Raw genomic sequence first — 17,080 nt, forward strand, 5'->3', positions numbered from 1 at the left:
TCAAAAGTAACTAACCGAAGCTGTTAGTCATCTGCTTCCGTATCAAAATCATCGTCGAACTCCTCTTCTTCATCAAAATCGTCGAAATCATCCTCTTCTTCTATTACTTCAGCGGCAATTTTACGAGGGGATTTATGATTGGCGGTCTGCTTTTTTCCATTTTCTACTTTACGAGGAGCGGGTGGCAACACTTGAATTTGCGGTTCGGCTGTACCTGGTAATGCAGGAGTTTCAGTGAATCCGGCAATGATATCGTGCAGCCCCCAAATCGCATTTTTATGCTGCGGGCGTCCCAGATATAGAAAGGGGAAATTATCAGCAGTTGGCTTAGTATAGCTGACAGTTTTGCAACAGTAGCTCTTATTAGAGCCTTCACCTTCTTTAACTCCTTTGAATTCCACCTCTAGGATACCGAGGCTTCGCCATTTATCGGTTTTCCCGCTGAAAGGAATTTGGAAATAGTCGGCGAATGCTTTTTCCAACAAACGGTAGAATTCGTCTCTGGCTGCTTTAAAACTCCAAAGCGCAACATTCTTAAATCTGACGACAATAGGCGTGCTGTGTCTGGGACGATTGTTTTCATCCAAGAAGACAATGGCGTGTTCGCTAACAACATCCATTATCTTTTTATCGAGTTGAGCCTTATACTCTTCGTACAGCCCGACAACACTACCACCTAGATCGGGAACGTCATTTTTGTAACGAATGTATTCAGGGACGAATCCCAGCACGCATAAGCGGCATTTAGAGAGCAGCAGGCCTGTAACATCTTCTGTTAGTCCAATTGTAGTCATTTCCTCTTCTGTTGGCATGACCAACCAATTGGCTTTTTCTAGCTGATCCTCTGGAATTAATATTCCTGCCATTTGTTCGTTGATGATGATGCCATAGGGCAGAATTGGTCGCCTTACTTGATTGTGACCGGGTTCTAGGAGTTCGGGGTCAATTTCAAAATCGAGGTTTTCTGACTGAAATTGAGTTGTGTCTTCAATGATTTCTGGTTCGAGTGGGGTTTTAGTTTTAGCTTTGCTATTAGTTTTAACCATTCTAGAGTTTGCTTAAAAGAGCGTTTCAGCAAGGCGGTAGCCTTAACTCCTGAAGGGGTAGGGCTCTTTCATTCTCTCGTGACATCCTCAAAAGTAAAGCGATCGCTATTAACGTTTTCAGACTTTCAGGTTTTTTATTAGTGACAGAAGGGCGAAGATGGCGAGCGCGGTAGGTTTTGGAGGTTCCTGGTTTTGCTAGAATGAAACAGCCTTGCTGCCTAGAGGGGGCAGGGCTAATTTATTCTGTCCATAGAAAAGTTAGGATAATGTGAGGGAGTGTGCGATCACCATAACATTCTCACGAGCCCCCGTAAGGATAATGAGTGCCTCCCTCATAGAAGCCTTGTCCCAAGTTTCAGATTTTCGGATTCCTAGAGGACGCCGTTATCCTTTGGAGTTAGTGCTACTGTTAGTGATTATGGGAACCTTGAGTGGTTGCTACGGTTATGCAGCTCTTGAAAATTTTGCAGCCCGTCATTATCAAGCGTTTTCATATTAAATTGGTATAATATATTATAATTCTAAACTAAAGGAAGCTTGCTGTATGAAGTGGTTTAAGCGCTTTTTAGGAAATAATAAAAGCAATTCAGATATAGAGACTCAAACAATATCAGAAATTAAGCCCCTTAGAGATGGGGGTTACGAAGCTTTTTTTAGTGAGCTTTTGAAGGGGTTAAATCATGGAGGGGGGATGCCCCAAGTGCTAAAAGATCTAGAAAGTCGTATTCACGATCAAAGCTTCAGGTTTTGGCTGAAGCGCTTTGGGAAAGAATTGTTGACATCACCCATACCAAATTATAATTTAGGGCGACAGTTGGTCAAGCTAAGTGAAAATTCCTGTGGAGAAATTGGCGAAATTCTGGGAGATTTAGGTAGACAATTGCTAGCACGAGAAATGCCTTCATTAGAGCAATTATTTCAATTAGAAGAAAAAATAGTAGCCATCGAAATAATAGTACGCGGGTGCGAGAGAATTGAGGTTATTGAAGGTGGAACAATAAAAAAACTACACAATATGGCTGTTCGTGCAATTACAATTCAGTGCGGAAAGGTAGTAACTAAAGCAGAGTTAGAGGCAGATAGAAATGCAATTGTTTCTCTAGGCTACTTTTCTTCAGTATCAATAGAGATTTTGCCAGAGTCCATCGTTCTAGGTGTGAGATTATCATTTTTTGTCGTGCCCAACCCTTTATTTAAAAGGTTATATCTACAAGGAAGCCAAATTATCTCTCAGCAAATAGCAGATAATATTTTTATGCCACAGTATGGAAATATTTTTAATTTTAATCATTTTGAAAAAGGGGTTGAAGTTTTAAAAGAATTGTATAAGAGTAATGGATTTATTTTTGCTAAAATCCTTGAAAATCCAAAAATTTCTGACACTGGAACTCTTACGCTTGAAGTAGCAGAAGGGATAATAGAGTCTATTCAATTACATTTTATTAATTATACAAAATTAAACACAGAAGAAATCACATCTCTATTCTTTCAGCAGGATCTAAATCTTAAGGTTGACAGTATCCTCAATCAATCTAGTTTACAAGAGGCTATAAAGCACATATATGAACTGGGCGATTTTGAGAGCGTAGAACCAAAATTTAATACAGGACAAAATCCTAAAAAAGTAGCTATAGTGATTGATATTACTGAAAAATCTTATGTTCAGCCTCAAGAGGGACTACAAAAGGTCTGCGTGTCAAATCAATGGCATCAGATGGGAGTTGAGTATCTTGGGATGCACAAATACAGTGATGCTGTTACCTCTTTTGATCGGGCACTCGGTTTAAACCCCGACGACCCGGAGACATGGTATCAATACAGCATTGCCTTACAGAATCTACGCCGTTACCCAGAGGCTATTAATGCTCACAACCAAGCAATAAATCTACGTCGTATCAATGAGCAGCGGCAGAAAGCCCAGCCTCTTTTTGAGCAAAGTATGGCTGAACTAGAGGTAAAAAATTATAAGGAAGCTCTCGACTTGTTTAACCAATGTTTAGCAATCGATCCCGATAACTCTGAAAGTTGGCATAATCAAGGTATAGCATGGGCAGGATTGGATAATTACCAAGCAGCACTTGCTAGCTTTAACAAAGCTATAGAGAAGCTAGATCAACAGAAAAGTTGGATAATTCGGAGCGTAGTACAGGATAATTTGGGATTGTACGAAGATGCCCTCGATAGTTGTAAAAAAGCCTTAATGTTTAACCATAATGACCTTGATAGCTTGAGGCTTCAAGGCGTAATTTTATCGCATTTAAAACGTTATGAAGCTGCTATTATTAGCTTTGCTAAAGTGCAAAAAATTAAACCAAATGATTTTATATCATTGTGTTCTTCTATAGTGATGGAAGCTTACAGCGGACATTACGATATGGCTGTGGCTCTAGGTGAAAAAAACCCGGAAATCCTAGATAAAAAAGACCAAAATACGCTCTTCTGGACACGTCTTTTGTTACTTTTATCCATAGGTCGGGAACAGGAAGCAATAGCTCTTTGCGAAAAAATCCCTGAAAATTTTCTTAATTCAGATATTGCTAAATGTATTAATAAAGAAACATTAATAATAGGTTGTAGATTATTTTTGTTATTGATAAACCCCAAAAAGCTTCCTCAAATAAATTTAACCTGCGAACCATTTTTTAGTCAAAAAACTGGAGGAATCATTACTTTTGGTTGGATCTTTAAAGCTGATACATTTAGCCAAACCTTTATATTAAACAAGAAGCAGCTGAAAGCCGCGCTACTAATATTTGAGGAAGCATTGGCAGATTATACTAAAAATTATAATTCTTATCCAATATTAATGTTTATAGGCTATTTTCTTACTCTTATAGCTGTAGAACGCTATGAGCAGGCTCTGTCCTTGTGTGAAGAAATATCAGGATTTACTTATGATTATGAATATACACCCTTCTTATTATGTGTATGTCGTATAGTGGTTTTATTGTTCCTCAAGCAGTATGAAGAAGCTATTAGTCTTTTTATGGGTGAGGGACTTACTCATTTTGAAGAAATCTCAAAATTTCATTTTAATGATAGGAATCGCAATTTGATATTACTTTGCGTTCAGTTTCTAATACTCTTGGCCTCAAAGCAATATGAAGAAGCGTTAGCTTTTTGCGATCGAACTGCGAAAGTTTTTTATGAGGATCAGAATGTCACTTGGATCGTGTCTATTTGTCGCATGATTGTTAATTATGAAATGAATCAACCAAGGGAGGATATCTACGGATTTGTAGAAGATATTCCTAAAGTTGAAACATTAAGACAAACCGTTAAGTTTACAGAAGATTTAAGACAAAAATTGGCAACAGCTCCATTTGAAGGATTGAGAGAAGCATCGGCATTTCTTTCTGTTTCTTCAGTGCTTTTACTAATAGAAGAAAATCGAGTTCAAGATGCTATAGATTTGCTCAATAAAACCATAGGCAATAATTTTCATAATCCAGATATGGTTAGATGCTTACAAATTGTGGGGACGACTTTGTTAGTATTTACACAACGCTATGAAGAAGCTGTTGAAGTTTTTCAGGAATATATAAATAATGGGCTGGATGAATATAATGCTTGGCTAATGTATGGGTTTTCACTCTTAGCCTTAGAAAGATATAACGAGGCAGTTGCTAGCTATGATCGCGCTCTTAAAATAAAACCAGAGAGCCAACAAGCTTGGGCTAATAGGGGAATAGGGCTGTATCACTTAGGTCGCCATCAAGAGGCAATAGATAGCTTTGCAAGCGCACTGGAAGCTACCGAATATGACCAGAATATAGAATCGGGACAAGAACTACCAAATATTCCAACCCCCATTAATTATGGTAATGACAGTGCTAATAAAAATAATAAAATTGAAATAAAAGACCATAGGATCTGGATTTACAGAGGGCAAGCTCAATTCAAATTAGGTAACTACGAAGAAGCAATCGCCTGCTATGATAATGCTCTCGCAATCAATCCAGAATACTACCAAGGCTGGATTAGTCGTGGAGAGGCGGTGCTGGCTTCAAGAAATTATAGCTCTCAGCTCCCTTCGTCCCTATCTCCGGCTACGAGAAATCCTGAACTTAATCAGCGTGGCTACCAGGGACAATTGATAAGCCTCCGAGAAGGATTAAAATATTGTAATAGCAATAAAGATATTCACCCTTTTTACAAAGGGCTGTTGCATCATGCCATTGGCAAAGCCCACTATTTTCAAGGACAACAAACTGAATGGCAACAAAACGCAGAATGCGAGCAATATTGGCGAGATGCTTTAATTGAGTATCAAGCAGCAATGACAACATTAACATCAGAGTTACACCTAGAGCAACATCTCGAAGTCTTGCAAGATATGATTGCTGTCTATCGAACACTTGGAGACTTTGGTCACGCGAAGTTTTTACGTTCGGAAGGCTCAGAACTGATTCCTTGTCTCCTGCAAAACTGTTCCCCACGTCGAAGAGTACAATTAGCACAAAAGTTTGCCAGTTTCGATCAGTTACGGGTTGATGAATTAGTGGATTCAGAACAGAAAATAGCTGCCTTAGAGTTAGCAGAGGAGCGCAAAAATTTCTGTTTACGTTGGTTGCGTGATGGCTGGAGTGACAGGATTAAATGCAGTCCGAAGTATCAAGAAATTCAACAGTTACTAAACTCTCGGACTGCGGCAATCTACTTTCACCTCAGTCCAGCATCAATGACTACCTTTATTATTAGACCAAAAAGCAATCGGCTAATTGCTTTATCAGCGAGTGCAACAGAGGTTAACAAATGGATAAAACGTTTGAAAGAAATGTATCAAGATTATCGTAGTGGCGCTAAAAAATTTAGAAGCAAAAAGGAAAATAACGAAGAACATCCTTGGCAAACAGCAATAATTGACTGCCTCTTTAAAATTTTTGATGTTTCTACTATTCTTAGCTACTTATCTGAAATTGACCACTTAATTTTGATTCCTCATCGGGAATTACATTTACTGCCTATAGAATACCTATTCTGTGATTACTCTTTCACAATCATCCGTTTACCTAGCGCCCAAGTGGGACTCGATTTGCAAAAGTCTGAGGTAACTACAGAGGCATTCCCTTTAGTAAGCATAGACTGTCCCAGTCCCTTACTCTTCGCTGAAATGGAATCTAAAGTTATTGCTCATTTTTACAAAGAAAATCTGATTTATATTTCCAGTGAAACAGCAACTAAACAGGCAGTTATTGAAACTTTGCAACGTTATAATGGGTTCTTTCATTTTACAGGACACGGCACTCATAATATCGATTATCCCTTAGAATCAACTCTTGAGCTGAGCAATAAAGAAGTCATAACTATGCAAGAAATATTTAAACTCAATCTCAGCCAATACTCTCTCATTTGTTTATCTGCCTGTGAAACTGGTCTCACCAGCCAAACCAACATCATTGATGAATATGTCGGTTTAGCGAGTGGATTTTTATCAGCAAAAGCCAGTTACGTTCTCAGCACCCTTTGGCAAGTTCAAGAAATATCATCGGCCTTAATAATGATAGAATTTCACCGAGAGATCAAAATAAAAAAACAGCCCCCCACTATCGCCCTCAAAAAAGCGCAAACCTGGCTACGCGCTGTCACCTCTGAGAAACTCGCCCAATGGTATGAACAACTCGCTACCGAAATAGGTGAGGGTAATGATTATTACGATACCTTAATATCCAGAGCCAACCAAGCCAAAAAAGAAACTGCTACAATGGGAAAAGAATATACCCCCTACAACCACCCTTATCACTGGGCTGGGTTTATTATTACGGGGAAAATCAACCCATGAAAGCACAAAACGCCCTTACTCTTCTTGCCTGTTTACAAACCTTGGCAACCTTCCAAGGCACAATCCCCGGTCAAGCACAAGAGAAAATAAATGAAGCCGGAAAACTATTAACCACTGACACACAAGTGGCTATTTCTCTATTACGGCAAGCGGTGAGAAGCTATGAGAAACTCTCGCAGCCTTATCAAACAGCTTATGATGTTTTACTGCAGCGTTACGAGGAGCAAAAAAAAGCAAAAACTCTCATAGAGGATGATGACGAAAACGACGCTACACTCAATTATTTTTTGGAAAATCAACTGCCCCCAACCTTACCAAAACTCGGAGAAATATTAACCCAACTCAACCCGGCAGAAGCTCTGAAACAAGAATTATCAACCGCCACTAATAAACCTCCCGAAGAACGTAGCAGCGATGAGAATACATTGGTAGAATTTTTTATGGGAGTTCCGTTATTCTAATGACTTTAATTATTGATCCCACCCTCGATTTATTTCTCTACCACAAAAGAGATGCCGGTAGTGATGAACAAACCGAAATTGCCAACAATCAAGCTTATTTTACAGACAACTTTCCAGACAATCTTAAACCAAATTTTGACCTAGAAACCACCGCAGACTCAACCGAATATCTGGTTTTACTCAAACAGTCACAAGCCCCCGACATAGAAGATGGCGGATATAAAATCACCGCTTCTTATTATGCTGTTTTATTGGCAGATACCTACGGACTATTTTACACCTCTTCTCTCACCAATGACACTACCCCACAGGATATTTCTTGCCTGCCAATCATGAAAAAGCAAATCATCCAAAAAACCGGAGATATCGGCCGAACTTGGATGATATCAGCGTGTTTGCAAAACGGTGATTGTGCAGAAACAGTTGCCAAAAATATATATCAAACTTCCTTTTCGGGGGATGGGTGGAAAAACAAACAGCAGGGTAAATTTTTAGAAGGAGATATATTTGAAATTTATCAAAACCCGCCAGATGGAAAATCGAGAGAGGAAAGTCATGTTTTAATTATACTCTTTCCCACTCCCACCGACAAGGCAAACTTAGGGAAATTAACAAAAGTCTTAATGCAATTGTTATGCTTTCGTCATAAAGTTTTCTGGGCATATCAAAAAACTCGTGAATCAAAACAAGAACTGCAAAAAGTCTATCAATCTATCCGCAACACCATTAACGACTTTGGCAAACACTTTATCGGTAATGAACTAACCTCCGAACAGTTAGGGAAGCTGGAAAAAATATTAAAGACAAATCTAGCTAATTTCTACGATTATGGTAATCAACTTAACTATTTAGAAACGTACAAACAAACGATAGAGGTTAACCTGCACAACTACAAACAAGCTTTACAAAATATTGGCAGTAAAGCTGCGGGACTAGGCGAAAGTAATTTGATTTTTTTAGATATATTCACTGATTTAGTTGAGCAAAAATACTACAAACAAATAGAAAAAGATTATGCTAGTCTCAGTCCTGGCTTGAACATGCTAGAAAACTTAATCAACACAATTCGGGGGATTGTGGAAATTGAACAGGCCCAGAGCAATCGTCGTATCGAAATTCGAGATCGCCAATTCCAAAGTTTTGTAGCAGTAGCGGGTGTAGGAGTAGCAACTGCATCGCTAACTGCTACTGCTGTTGCACCAGTTATCCAGCAAATTACCACACCTTTACCCAATGAAACCACTTCCAAAGCTAATCATAGTGGTTTTATTTGGACGGGCTTTTTCTTATTGTGTCTGATTTTGGGAGTGGTATCTGGTGGGATTGCTTATTGGGCGCGCTCCCGTCAGCATTCTTCTAGTAACTAAATGATGTTAATGTTTTTTTCGCTCTCCCTGGCAATAATGGCAGCCCTTCAACAAAGTTGATGGCTCCTTTCAAACCCGCGATCGCGTACAAAGAAGCTGCATCTGCTTGTTCGGATAGACTAGCATTGGCTTCTTCTAACAACTTTATTAGATATTCAGGAACCTGTACGAAACCGCCATCAATACAAGCAAGGGGGACAAATTTAGTATCGGGAGCTAGGGCTTTTGGCTTCAAAAAAGGCAGTTCGCGCTGGAAAGGTTTTGGAGTGGGGCGACTGTTTGTTACAGGCGATCGTTCTGGTTTGCGCCTACGCCACCGCTTGGCTCGGTAAAAACTCCCTTTCAATAATGGGGGCTGGCTTACCATCAATACAGCTTCGTGAAAGGGGAAATTCATCTGTTCTCCTTCCTGAATTTTCACCTCTTCTAAGTTAGATTTTGTCAACCAGTCAGGCGCCAGCGGACAGTGAGGGTAAGACACGACTTTAGAGTTGTAGGTTAAGTCGGAAAGCAATTTGCCCGTTCTGGATAGTCTGGCGTTAAGATAATGCCACTTTAATCCAGGTAGATAGGCTCCTGAATATTTTACTTCAACGGCTCCCATGTAAATCCATTCTGTACGTTCTAAAGTTAGCGAAATGTCGCCTCTTCCTAGTTTGATGGTGCTGCGTTTTAAAATTTCATAGTCCGGGTGTCTCTTCAAAAGCTCTGACAGCCACTCTTTTTGTTTCTTATTCACGGTAAAAAAATCTTTCAATAATTTTGCTTCCTATCCTGTTGACTGCGTTAGCAGGGATAATATCAAGTGCTGGTTGTTTTCTACCGAAAGTTAGAACTGTTGGCTGTAATTGCTCGTTCCCAAGACTGAACTAACACTGAGTAATTTTGATTTAAGGTTACTTATCTGCCAACACTAAGTTGTAGCTACAACTGAGGTCATAGTTAATTGAGCGATAGACAAAATATTGAATTCAGATAGATACTTATGAATTTTGAGATTAAATTTTTGATAGCACAGGCTAACTCTACTCCAGTTCTCGCTCAAGCCCAGAGGAGAACCCAGCAACCCACACCCCTATCGTCAATTGACTTAGGCGGTCTCTTCCAACAATACAATAACCCGGATGGATATCTAACAATAGGAGCGCTGATATTCCTCCTCTTACTGTCTCGGTTTCTGGGAAATGGAAAGGGCAAAATTACCACTGGCAAAGTGTGCGGAACTTCCGAAAAAATGGCAGCCACTCAGCTTGCATTGAAACAAATTAAGGAACGCAAGCATAATAAAGTCACGCTCTGGTGTGGCAGTCCTCGCTATTGGTGGAAGGGGAAAAAACTTAAAGGTTTTGTTACCACTATTCAGACAGCTTTTGGTTCTCCTCCCACTGTTTGGCTCCCTCATGCAGAACGGTCAACTTTAGTAATTGGAGCACCTGGGTCGGGTAAAACTTTTTCTACAATTGATAGGGCGCTAGAAAGTGCAATGGTGCAAGGATTTCCGATTATTCTATACGATAAGAAAGGATCTCAGCTCAAACTCCACGCACCTCTGGCAGCGCGGTATGGCTACCAAGTGTCGGTATTTGCACCGGGAGAACCTTATTCAGGCATCATTAATCCCCTCGACTTTATGAAGTCCCCTCAAGATTCGGTCATGGCTGGGGAAATCGGTCAGGTTATTAATAGAAATGCGAGTGCAGGCAATGGAAAAAGTGATGAGTTTTTCTCTAAAGCCGGAGACTTATTGGCTAAAGCACTCCTTCAATTAGTCAAGGGTTCTAGGTATCCAGATATGGCAATGCTCTATGCAATTTTGAGGTTGCCAAATTTGGTAAAGCGGATTGATTATGCGGTTCAATCCCGTCGAATCGATGAGTGGGTCGCTACCAGCTTCAACCAATTTTTGAGCGCTAAGGAAGCAGAAAAAACTATTTCAGGAATTCTGACGACAGCGGCCGGAACGTTCAGCAGTTTTATCCAAGCTGACCTGTTGCGAGCATTTTTGGGAAAGTCGGACATCCCAACGAAAATAGAAGGCCGACAGATGATTATTTTCAAATTAGATGACGAGCGGCGCTCCGTCGTGGGGCCTCTGCTAGCAGCCGCGATTCACCTCCTCGTTGTGTCCAACTTAAGTCGCCCTCGGAAAGATCCACTGGTTATTTCACTCGATGAATTTCCCTCCATTCGATTGGATCGGATGCCGCAGTGGATTAACGAATATCGCTCGAATGGAGCTTGTTTCATTCTAGGAATTCAGAGTTTGGAGCAACTGTACGAAGGGTACGGAGAGAAAATGGGGGCGGCGATCGCCTCTGCTTGCAGCACTCATATTTTATTCAATCCGGGTAACACTGATACTGCAAAAAAATACTCCGAACGCTACGGAGAAAAAGAAGTTTTGCTGAAAAGCAAGTCCACCAGCCGTTCAATGGGCGGCCAATCTCAAAGCAATCAATCTATTAGTTGGAACGAGTCGCTTCAAAAAATGCCGTTGTTTTCGGTGGACGAAATTTTGCGGTTCCCCCAGGGACGGTGTGTAATTACGAACCCCGGCTACAGTTCCGGCGGCGAGGGGTCAATTCCTTACGCGCTGACTATACCTATTCCCAAAGCAGACTTGCAGCGGCAAAGCGAGAGTGAGGCTCTCTGGGATGCAGAGGTCAGGTTCCGGCTGGAGAGTCGGGTGCAACTTGCAAGTCAAGACCAGCTTACAGCCGCTTTGTACGATCGCATTGAGGAAGCAGAACGGATGCTGCCTCTGCCAGACGCCGGAGGTAACGTTCCATCCCAATCGCCGATGCCGCCAGCTTCAGGCAAGAAATTTGGCTCTGACCCGCTAGACTCAGTTGTCAGTAAAACTGGGCGTTCTAGGCGGGTTTTTGCCACTGGCAGCATTGGCAAGCGCTAGCGGGCGTGTGGCAGCCAATGGAAAATTTTCCATTGGCCTTGACCTGAAAGTTGGGATCGATTCGGATAGCAAAAGCCGCGATCGCATTCTGAGCGGCTGCGACAATAGTCTAAATCTCTACCTCTGGAATTCCCTCGATGTCGAAATGAGTTAGGGACGCGATCGCAGGCGGTGATATTCTTCGAGCAGCAACAGGCCATCTCGCCTGTCCTGCCAGCGCGGACGCGAGCCAGTCTTTCGCCTGCGCGTGTTGCCGGCTGTCCCAACTGATTTCATGCCTCGTCCCCGGATGGGCGGGGTGCAGTGCTAACACGGTCAGCTTGATATTTTCTGGCGACAGCGAGAGAGATTCGGCTGCTGTCCACAATTTTACTCGGTCAGACCAATTTAATGCAGGATGGCGGATTGCCCATTCAATTAAATGGACGGATTGACGTTCAAGAAAAGCTGCATTGGCGTTGATTTGCACGCATACATCTTTATTAAGCTTAGCGCTAAACTGAGTATCGACTAAGAATGTAGGAGGTTCCCATTCAAATACCTCTGGAAATAGCAAACTAACTTCCATAATCCACTTATCCACTTTGGGATTCGCAAGTAGCAGGGGTTCAGTGGGGAGTTTCAAGAAAGTTTGTTTCATTATTAGTTGAAATTCCTCTTGTTTCAATTCAATGGGAACTGTTAGTTGTGTCGGATTGGCTAAAAAATTTAAATCAGTGAGGGTGATTAATTGCATAGGTGGGTAAGACAGTTACAGCCTACCCAGAGGGCGCGACGCTAGTCGCCTGGATGCTATTTATTGATAATGAACATTTTGGTTATCAAATATTTATAAATAAGAGTTGAGCGACTTCAAGAAAAATGCTCACGGGCGATCGCCACTTGAGAGGGTTTCGAGTACAGGGAACTTCAGTTTAAGGGTGATGTCTCAATGCCTGCGACTACGCCATTGCTGCCCAGGAACATTGTTAATAACCCTCTCAAGCAGTCATCATGCTTGTCGAGGTTAAGGAGCCTCAACGATTGACCTATCAAGGTTTCAGAGGCGTTGTCACCCGCGTCACACCCGGAAGCGAAAAAACGAGCCAAACAGTTATAGGTTGCACTGCTCGGCTATGGTAGCGACGAGTTAAACTGCGACGCAGCAGCACTCAATGCTGTGCGATCGCACATTCAAACTCATTGGCAAACAGATCATCGGCTAGTTTCAGTAAAAAGGAACCTTACTACAAAGCCTGCTCGATCGCCCGCCGCGCCAATTCCACCTGTTCCACAGCATCCAGATAAGCTAGGGCTGCTGCATCCCAAACCACTTTTCTCTGCATCCTGTTCAAGACGATTTTCCCAAACTCGTACACCGTGCCGAAGCTTTGCAGCCTAAGAATTCGCTCAGCTATTGAGCAAAAACTCGGCGTTGGGTTCAATATCGCCACCACATCTGAGTGAAGGAGCGACACCACCTCTGAACCCATATCGACTTTCAAAGTCGCTCCAACCTCCACAATCCGGCCCCAAAATCCATTCCACTTCTTTTCCGCTATTTTTTCTTTAGGAATAAAAGGGATTTTGACAATAACCCATGCCCCCGCGCTGTCTGGACCAAAGCGCGTTTTGACTCCCTCACCCGTAATTGGTTCGCAAGGAGTGCAAGTTTTACATTCTTCACCGCAATCGCCTTCTTGAACCTGCTCGCTACTAATGCTGCCCTCGGTTTTCTTCGAGGCGGAAGATTTTCTCAAAGCACCCTTAATCAGAGCTTTAGCTTGTTTCGGGGTTTTCGCTGCTCCCGACGAGATCGCAGCCAACGCCACTACTCGCTTGTCCTCCTGCATCTTCGCAAGTTGATACCCTACATCTATGCTGTGGTCATTAATAATGTCCAACCACTTTGCAGCCAATTCGGGGCGAGCTTTCTTGAGCTCGTCGGCAGCTTTGACGGCAATGCGCCCTTTCCTGTAGTTCCTGCCGCACCCCAAGCCGACTATAGCCGCCACAATATTTTCCGTCAGTTCCATTTCCCTTGGAGTCAGACCCAAGTCGATCGGGTTCAATGGAAAATTTTCCATCAGCGGTTGCTGGTTGTCCGACGGCAGCTCTGCTGAGCCAGCAGCTTGGTGGCGAGCTTTCTTAGCAGCGTGTCTGTTCCTCAGCTCTCTAGCTATAGGCTCCACAACAATTCCTTCCCGAATTCTCTGTACTGGACTTTGGTGGCGGTGGCGGTTTTCTGCCACCAAGACGAAGAGCTCGTCATCTTCAGTCTGGAAGTGGCAGACAATAACTGGGACAAACTTCCAGCCCAGCGCTGCTAGCGCCCTCCACCGCCGATGGCCGCTAACGATCGTGCCATCTGTTTTGACGGTCAGCGGTTGGACGTAGCGTTTGAGTTGGATCAACTCTACCAGGTCAGCAATACTTTCGGTGCTTCCGTAAATTTCCTCATTGCGAGGGTGAGGCTTGAGTTGGTCAAGACCAATATGCTGAATCGCGTCGCTGACTGAGAGCGACACAGTTTCATTTTTATTCATTTGGATAGCCCTGGTTGTTTATTTGGGGATTGGGGCTTTGTACCTTTGCCTGCTAAAACCAATAAGGTTTCCTAACAGAAAGCTGGGGTTATTTTCTGTCGGGGCGGCGCGGGCTGTATCGGCAGGTCGCCTTCACTGTCAAAAGGTTCGCTGTCTTTACATTCTTAAGAATAGCATATTTCTTAAACTAGCAATTCGCTCCTATCAACTTGGTATAATCAAGTTGATAAATAATGCAGAATATAAGTTATGCAGAATATAAGTTAAAACTCCCTTCCTACACAAACCCACGCGCCCCAAAAATAACGCGCTTGTAAAGGATTATTTTGTAATTCCCATTGTTCAACTAATTGAGGTGATTTTTCCCGCAAGGTTGATCGAATTTCTTGTATAATTTTTTGACCATTTGGTAAAGATTCTAACTCTTTCCTTGTCAGCGTCCTAATATAGTTTTGTGCCTCTTGTAAAGCTTGTTGGCAGCGTAAGTTTTTTTCCTGATAATTGACAAAAAAGCGATTCATTAATAAAATCGAAACTTGAGCAGGAACAGACCACAAACTCATAATTAAAAGTCGGGCTCCGGCGGCTGTAAAAGCACTGCGTAAGCCTTTCACCCCTTCCCCAATTTTTACATCACCCACTGCGGTTTCACAGGCAATTAAAATGATTAATTCATTCGCCCATAAATCAAAGCCAGCTACGTCTTGAGCAAAAACAATCCCTTCCCCTGCTTCTGGGGGAATTTCTCCACCTAAAAGCCAAGTATTTGCCCCCGCTAATGCTAATCCTGAACGCAATAATGGGTTTTCTGTGGTTTGAATTTGACGAAAACGAAAGCCTGGTTGAATAAACTCTGCTTTTTTTAAGTTAGGTTGGGGAGGAGCATTTTGGGATAAAAAGAAACCATGAGTAGCAATCACTAAATTTTGAGGGCATTTACCATTTGTTAAATAAGTTTTTAAAGCATCATTTTGTAACAAAGCCTTAACCTTAAATTGAGAAGCAGCAGCTTCAGCTATTTCTCGTGTCATGGGAACAGGGGAAAAAGGTTTATTATCCTCTTGCCCAAAAGTTTCAATAATTTCATTTGTCAGGGAATTAAGGTTAATAGATAAGTTCTCTTTCTTAGTGGGGGTTGAGGGGTTCCCTCTGGCTTGATTTACAGATAAATCAAAATTGGGATCGGCAATTACTAAAGATTCAGAAGCCGAACGATTTGGCTGATATTTATATCGTAATAAATCCCGACCTGCGGTTAAATAGGTAATTTGGTATTGCTCAATCAGTAATTGATTGTCTTGGGAATCTAAGGGTAAAATTTCAAAGGGAATTAGAGTTAATGCACCATCAGGACAGATGAATAATTGTTGACCTTGCAAGTCGTTTTGTATGGGTTTAAAAATTGTGTTAGTTAATTCAAACAAATGATTTTCTGCTTCAGGTTTTTCTGATTTCCATGTTTTGGTAGAGATACCCATATTTTCTAGGTTGATTTGGGAAAACGTTTGACGCACTTTTCTGATTAAATTATCAATTTTATCCGCTTCTCCTAAGTCAATCATCTGAACGTTTTCTGGTTGTTGTGCAGGTAAGATAAAGGCAAGATAACGGGGGTTTTGATATTGGTTCGTGGTAAAGTCATAGACGAAAAAATAAACAAATTCAATTAAGGTACTATTTTGTGGTAATTCTAAAGCAATAGCTTTGCGATTGACTAATTGATTTTTCAGCCGAAGTTCTGGGACGGCGGCGGTGATGTTTTTTTCTGAATTTTCAACTTCACTATGTAATTCAGTCAGGATTTTTTTATTAGCTTCGAGACGGGGTAAATTTTCAGGTAAATAAAGGGAAGATTGCAAGTTAATAATTTGTTGCCAGCGCGATCGCCATGTTTCAAAGGAGTCTTTTAAGTGAGGATAGCGATCGCTATACATCGCTGCATTGAAAGCCGCACTAGCCGCATTACTTAGAGCTTTACGTTTTAACACTAAATCGAATGCAGTATGAATCGCTTGTGATTTTTTCTTAGACTCTTCAAGGGGATAAAAGTATTGATTGATGAGGGAAAGTAAAGAATATTGTGTAGCTCTAATGTTATCTAAGAAAAGAATTCTATCATTTTCTGAACTCCCTACAAACTCTTGACTCATCAAGCTATGTTCTATTTCTGTAGCTTCTTTAAATAATTCTAGGGCTTGTTGATGGTGATTAGTAGCAGCATAGAGCTTAGCTAGATTCGTTAAGCTAACAGTTAGATCAGGATGAGCACCCGGAAACAGACTTTGCCGCATCGCTAAAGCTTCTTGAAAAAGAGGTTCAGCTTCTCTGTATTTTCCTAAAAAATGGTAGAGGTTAGCTAGATTATTTAAGCCCGTAGCCACATTAGGATGATCACCATTAAACAGGTATTTCCATATCCTTAAAGCCTGTTGATAAAGAGGTTCTGCTTTACTGTATTTGCCTTGATTAAAGTAGAGTACAGCTAGATTATTTAAGCTATAAGCCAGATCGGAATTAGCGCCCGAAAATAGAATTTTCATCATCGTTAAAGCTTCTTGAAAAAGAGGTTCTGCTTCTCTGTATTTCCCTTGATCCTTATAGAGGCAAGCTAGATTATTTAAGCTAGCAGCTAGATCCGGATGGGCGCTAGAAAACAGATGTTGCCGCATCGCTAAAGCCTGTTGATAAAGAGGTTCAGCTTCGCTGTATTTGCCTTGATTATAGTAGAGGCAAGCTAGATTATTTAAGCCATGAGCCAGATTGGGATCAGCGCCCAGAAATAGACTTTGCATCATCGCTAAAGCCTGTTGATAAAGAGGTTCAGCTTCGCTGTATTTCCCTAAAGAACGGTAGAGGTTAGCTAAATTATTTAAGCTAGCAGCCAGATCGGGATGGGCGCTAGAAAACAGACTTTTTCTCATCGCTAAAGCTTCTTGAAAAAGACGTTGAGCTTCACTATGATTTCCCTGAGAATGGTATAACATAGCT

At 41.6% G+C, this 17,080-nt stretch carries 10 protein-coding genes; 5 read left to right on the plus strand and 5 right to left on the minus strand.

What is annotated here, in order from left to right:
• Positions 1 to 23: 23 nt before the first annotated feature.
• Positions 24 to 1,046: a DUF5895 domain-containing protein gene (locus tag QUB61_RS09685; RefSeq protein ID WP_333127670.1), complete on the minus strand. Its 1,023-nt coding sequence runs from the start codon at positions 1,044 to 1,046 to the stop codon at positions 24 to 26.
• 319 nt (positions 1,047 to 1,365) lie between these two features.
• On the opposite strand from QUB61_RS09685, the gene QUB61_RS09690 reads away from it, so the two are divergent.
• Genes QUB61_RS09690 through QUB61_RS09705 form a run of 4 tightly spaced genes read left to right on the plus strand, consistent with a single transcriptional unit; the run spans position 1,366 to position 8,656 of the window.
• Entirely contained in the window at positions 1,366 to 1,545 is a 180-nt protein-coding gene (locus QUB61_RS09690; RefSeq protein WP_333127672.1) for a transposase family protein, read from the plus strand.
• A 45-nt stretch (positions 1,546 to 1,590) separates the two neighbouring features.
• Complete coding sequence (locus QUB61_RS09695) at positions 1,591 to 6,828, plus strand: tetratricopeptide repeat protein (protein WP_333127675.1); 5,238 nt, start codon at positions 1,591 to 1,593, stop codon at positions 6,826 to 6,828.
• Positions 6,825 to 7,289 carry a hypothetical protein gene (locus tag QUB61_RS09700; RefSeq protein WP_333127677.1) on the plus strand — a complete coding sequence of 155 codons (465 nt, stop codon included), beginning with the start codon at positions 6,825 to 6,827 and terminating at the stop codon, positions 7,287 to 7,289. The genes QUB61_RS09695 and QUB61_RS09700 overlap by 4 nt, the downstream gene beginning before the upstream one ends.
• Complete coding sequence (locus tag QUB61_RS09705; RefSeq protein WP_333127679.1) at positions 7,289 to 8,656, plus strand: hypothetical protein; 1,368 nt, start codon at positions 7,289 to 7,291, stop codon at positions 8,654 to 8,656. Before QUB61_RS09700 ends, QUB61_RS09705 begins: the two co-directional genes overlap by 1 nt.
• Here QUB61_RS09705 and QUB61_RS09710 read toward each other — a convergent pair.
• Positions 8,646 to 9,395, minus strand: coding sequence for a hypothetical protein (locus tag QUB61_RS09710; RefSeq protein WP_333127681.1), 750 nt, complete (start codon positions 9,393 to 9,395; stop codon positions 8,646 to 8,648). The two genes, QUB61_RS09705 and QUB61_RS09710, sit on opposite strands and share 11 nt — an antisense overlap.
• A gap of 246 nt (positions 9,396 to 9,641) precedes the next feature.
• On the opposite strand from QUB61_RS09710, the gene QUB61_RS09715 reads away from it, so the two are divergent.
• A complete protein-coding gene (locus QUB61_RS09715) occupies positions 9,642 to 11,567 on the plus strand; it encodes a type IV secretion system DNA-binding domain-containing protein (protein ID WP_333127683.1) in 1,926 nt (641 codons plus the stop codon).
• Positions 11,568 to 11,676: 109 nt separating this feature from the next.
• Here QUB61_RS09715 and QUB61_RS09720 read toward each other — a convergent pair whose 3' ends face one another.
• From QUB61_RS09720 to QUB61_RS09730, 3 genes are all read right to left on the minus strand, one after another.
• The gene (locus tag QUB61_RS09720) at positions 11,677 to 12,303 is read right to left on the minus strand and encodes a hypothetical protein (protein WP_333127685.1); all 627 of its coding nucleotides are present in this window, start codon (positions 12,301 to 12,303) and stop codon (positions 11,677 to 11,679) included.
• A gap of 490 nt (positions 12,304 to 12,793) precedes the next feature.
• Positions 12,794 to 14,092, minus strand: coding sequence for a ParB N-terminal domain-containing protein (locus QUB61_RS09725; RefSeq protein WP_333127686.1), 1,299 nt, complete (start codon positions 14,090 to 14,092; stop codon positions 12,794 to 12,796).
• A gap of 263 nt (positions 14,093 to 14,355) precedes the next feature.
• The coding region (locus QUB61_RS09730; RefSeq protein ID WP_333189920.1) for a tetratricopeptide repeat protein at positions 14,356 to 17,080 on the minus strand (2,725 nt) is incomplete at its 5' end.

Origin of the sequence: Microcoleus sp. C2D2 (assembly GCF_036702495.1) — a bacterium.
Lineage (GTDB): Bacteria > Cyanobacteriota > Cyanobacteriia > Cyanobacteriales > Microcoleaceae > Microcoleus.

Bases quoted from the DNA above. Each gene is read 5' to 3' on its own strand.
- QUB61_RS09685 (WP_333127670.1), bottom strand. From the start codon at position 1,046: ATGGTTAAAACTAATAGCAAAGCTAAAACTAAAACCCCACTCGAACCA.
- QUB61_RS09720 (WP_333127685.1), bottom strand. From the start codon at position 12,303: ATGCAATTAATCACCCTCACTGATTTAAATTTTTTAGCCAATCCGACA.
- QUB61_RS09695 (WP_333127675.1), top strand. From the start codon at position 1,591: ATGAAGTGGTTTAAGCGCTTTTTAGGAAATAATAAAAGCAATTCAGAT.
- QUB61_RS09705 (WP_333127679.1), top strand. From the start codon at position 7,289: ATGACTTTAATTATTGATCCCACCCTCGATTTATTTCTCTACCACAAA.
- QUB61_RS09725 (WP_333127686.1), bottom strand. From the start codon at position 14,092: ATGAATAAAAATGAAACTGTGTCGCTCTCAGTCAGCGACGCGATTCAG.
- QUB61_RS09700 (WP_333127677.1), top strand. From the start codon at position 6,825: ATGAAAGCACAAAACGCCCTTACTCTTCTTGCCTGTTTACAAACCTTG.
- QUB61_RS09715 (WP_333127683.1), top strand. From the start codon at position 9,642: ATGAATTTTGAGATTAAATTTTTGATAGCACAGGCTAACTCTACTCCA.
- QUB61_RS09690 (WP_333127672.1), top strand. From the start codon at position 1,366: ATGAGTGCCTCCCTCATAGAAGCCTTGTCCCAAGTTTCAGATTTTCGG.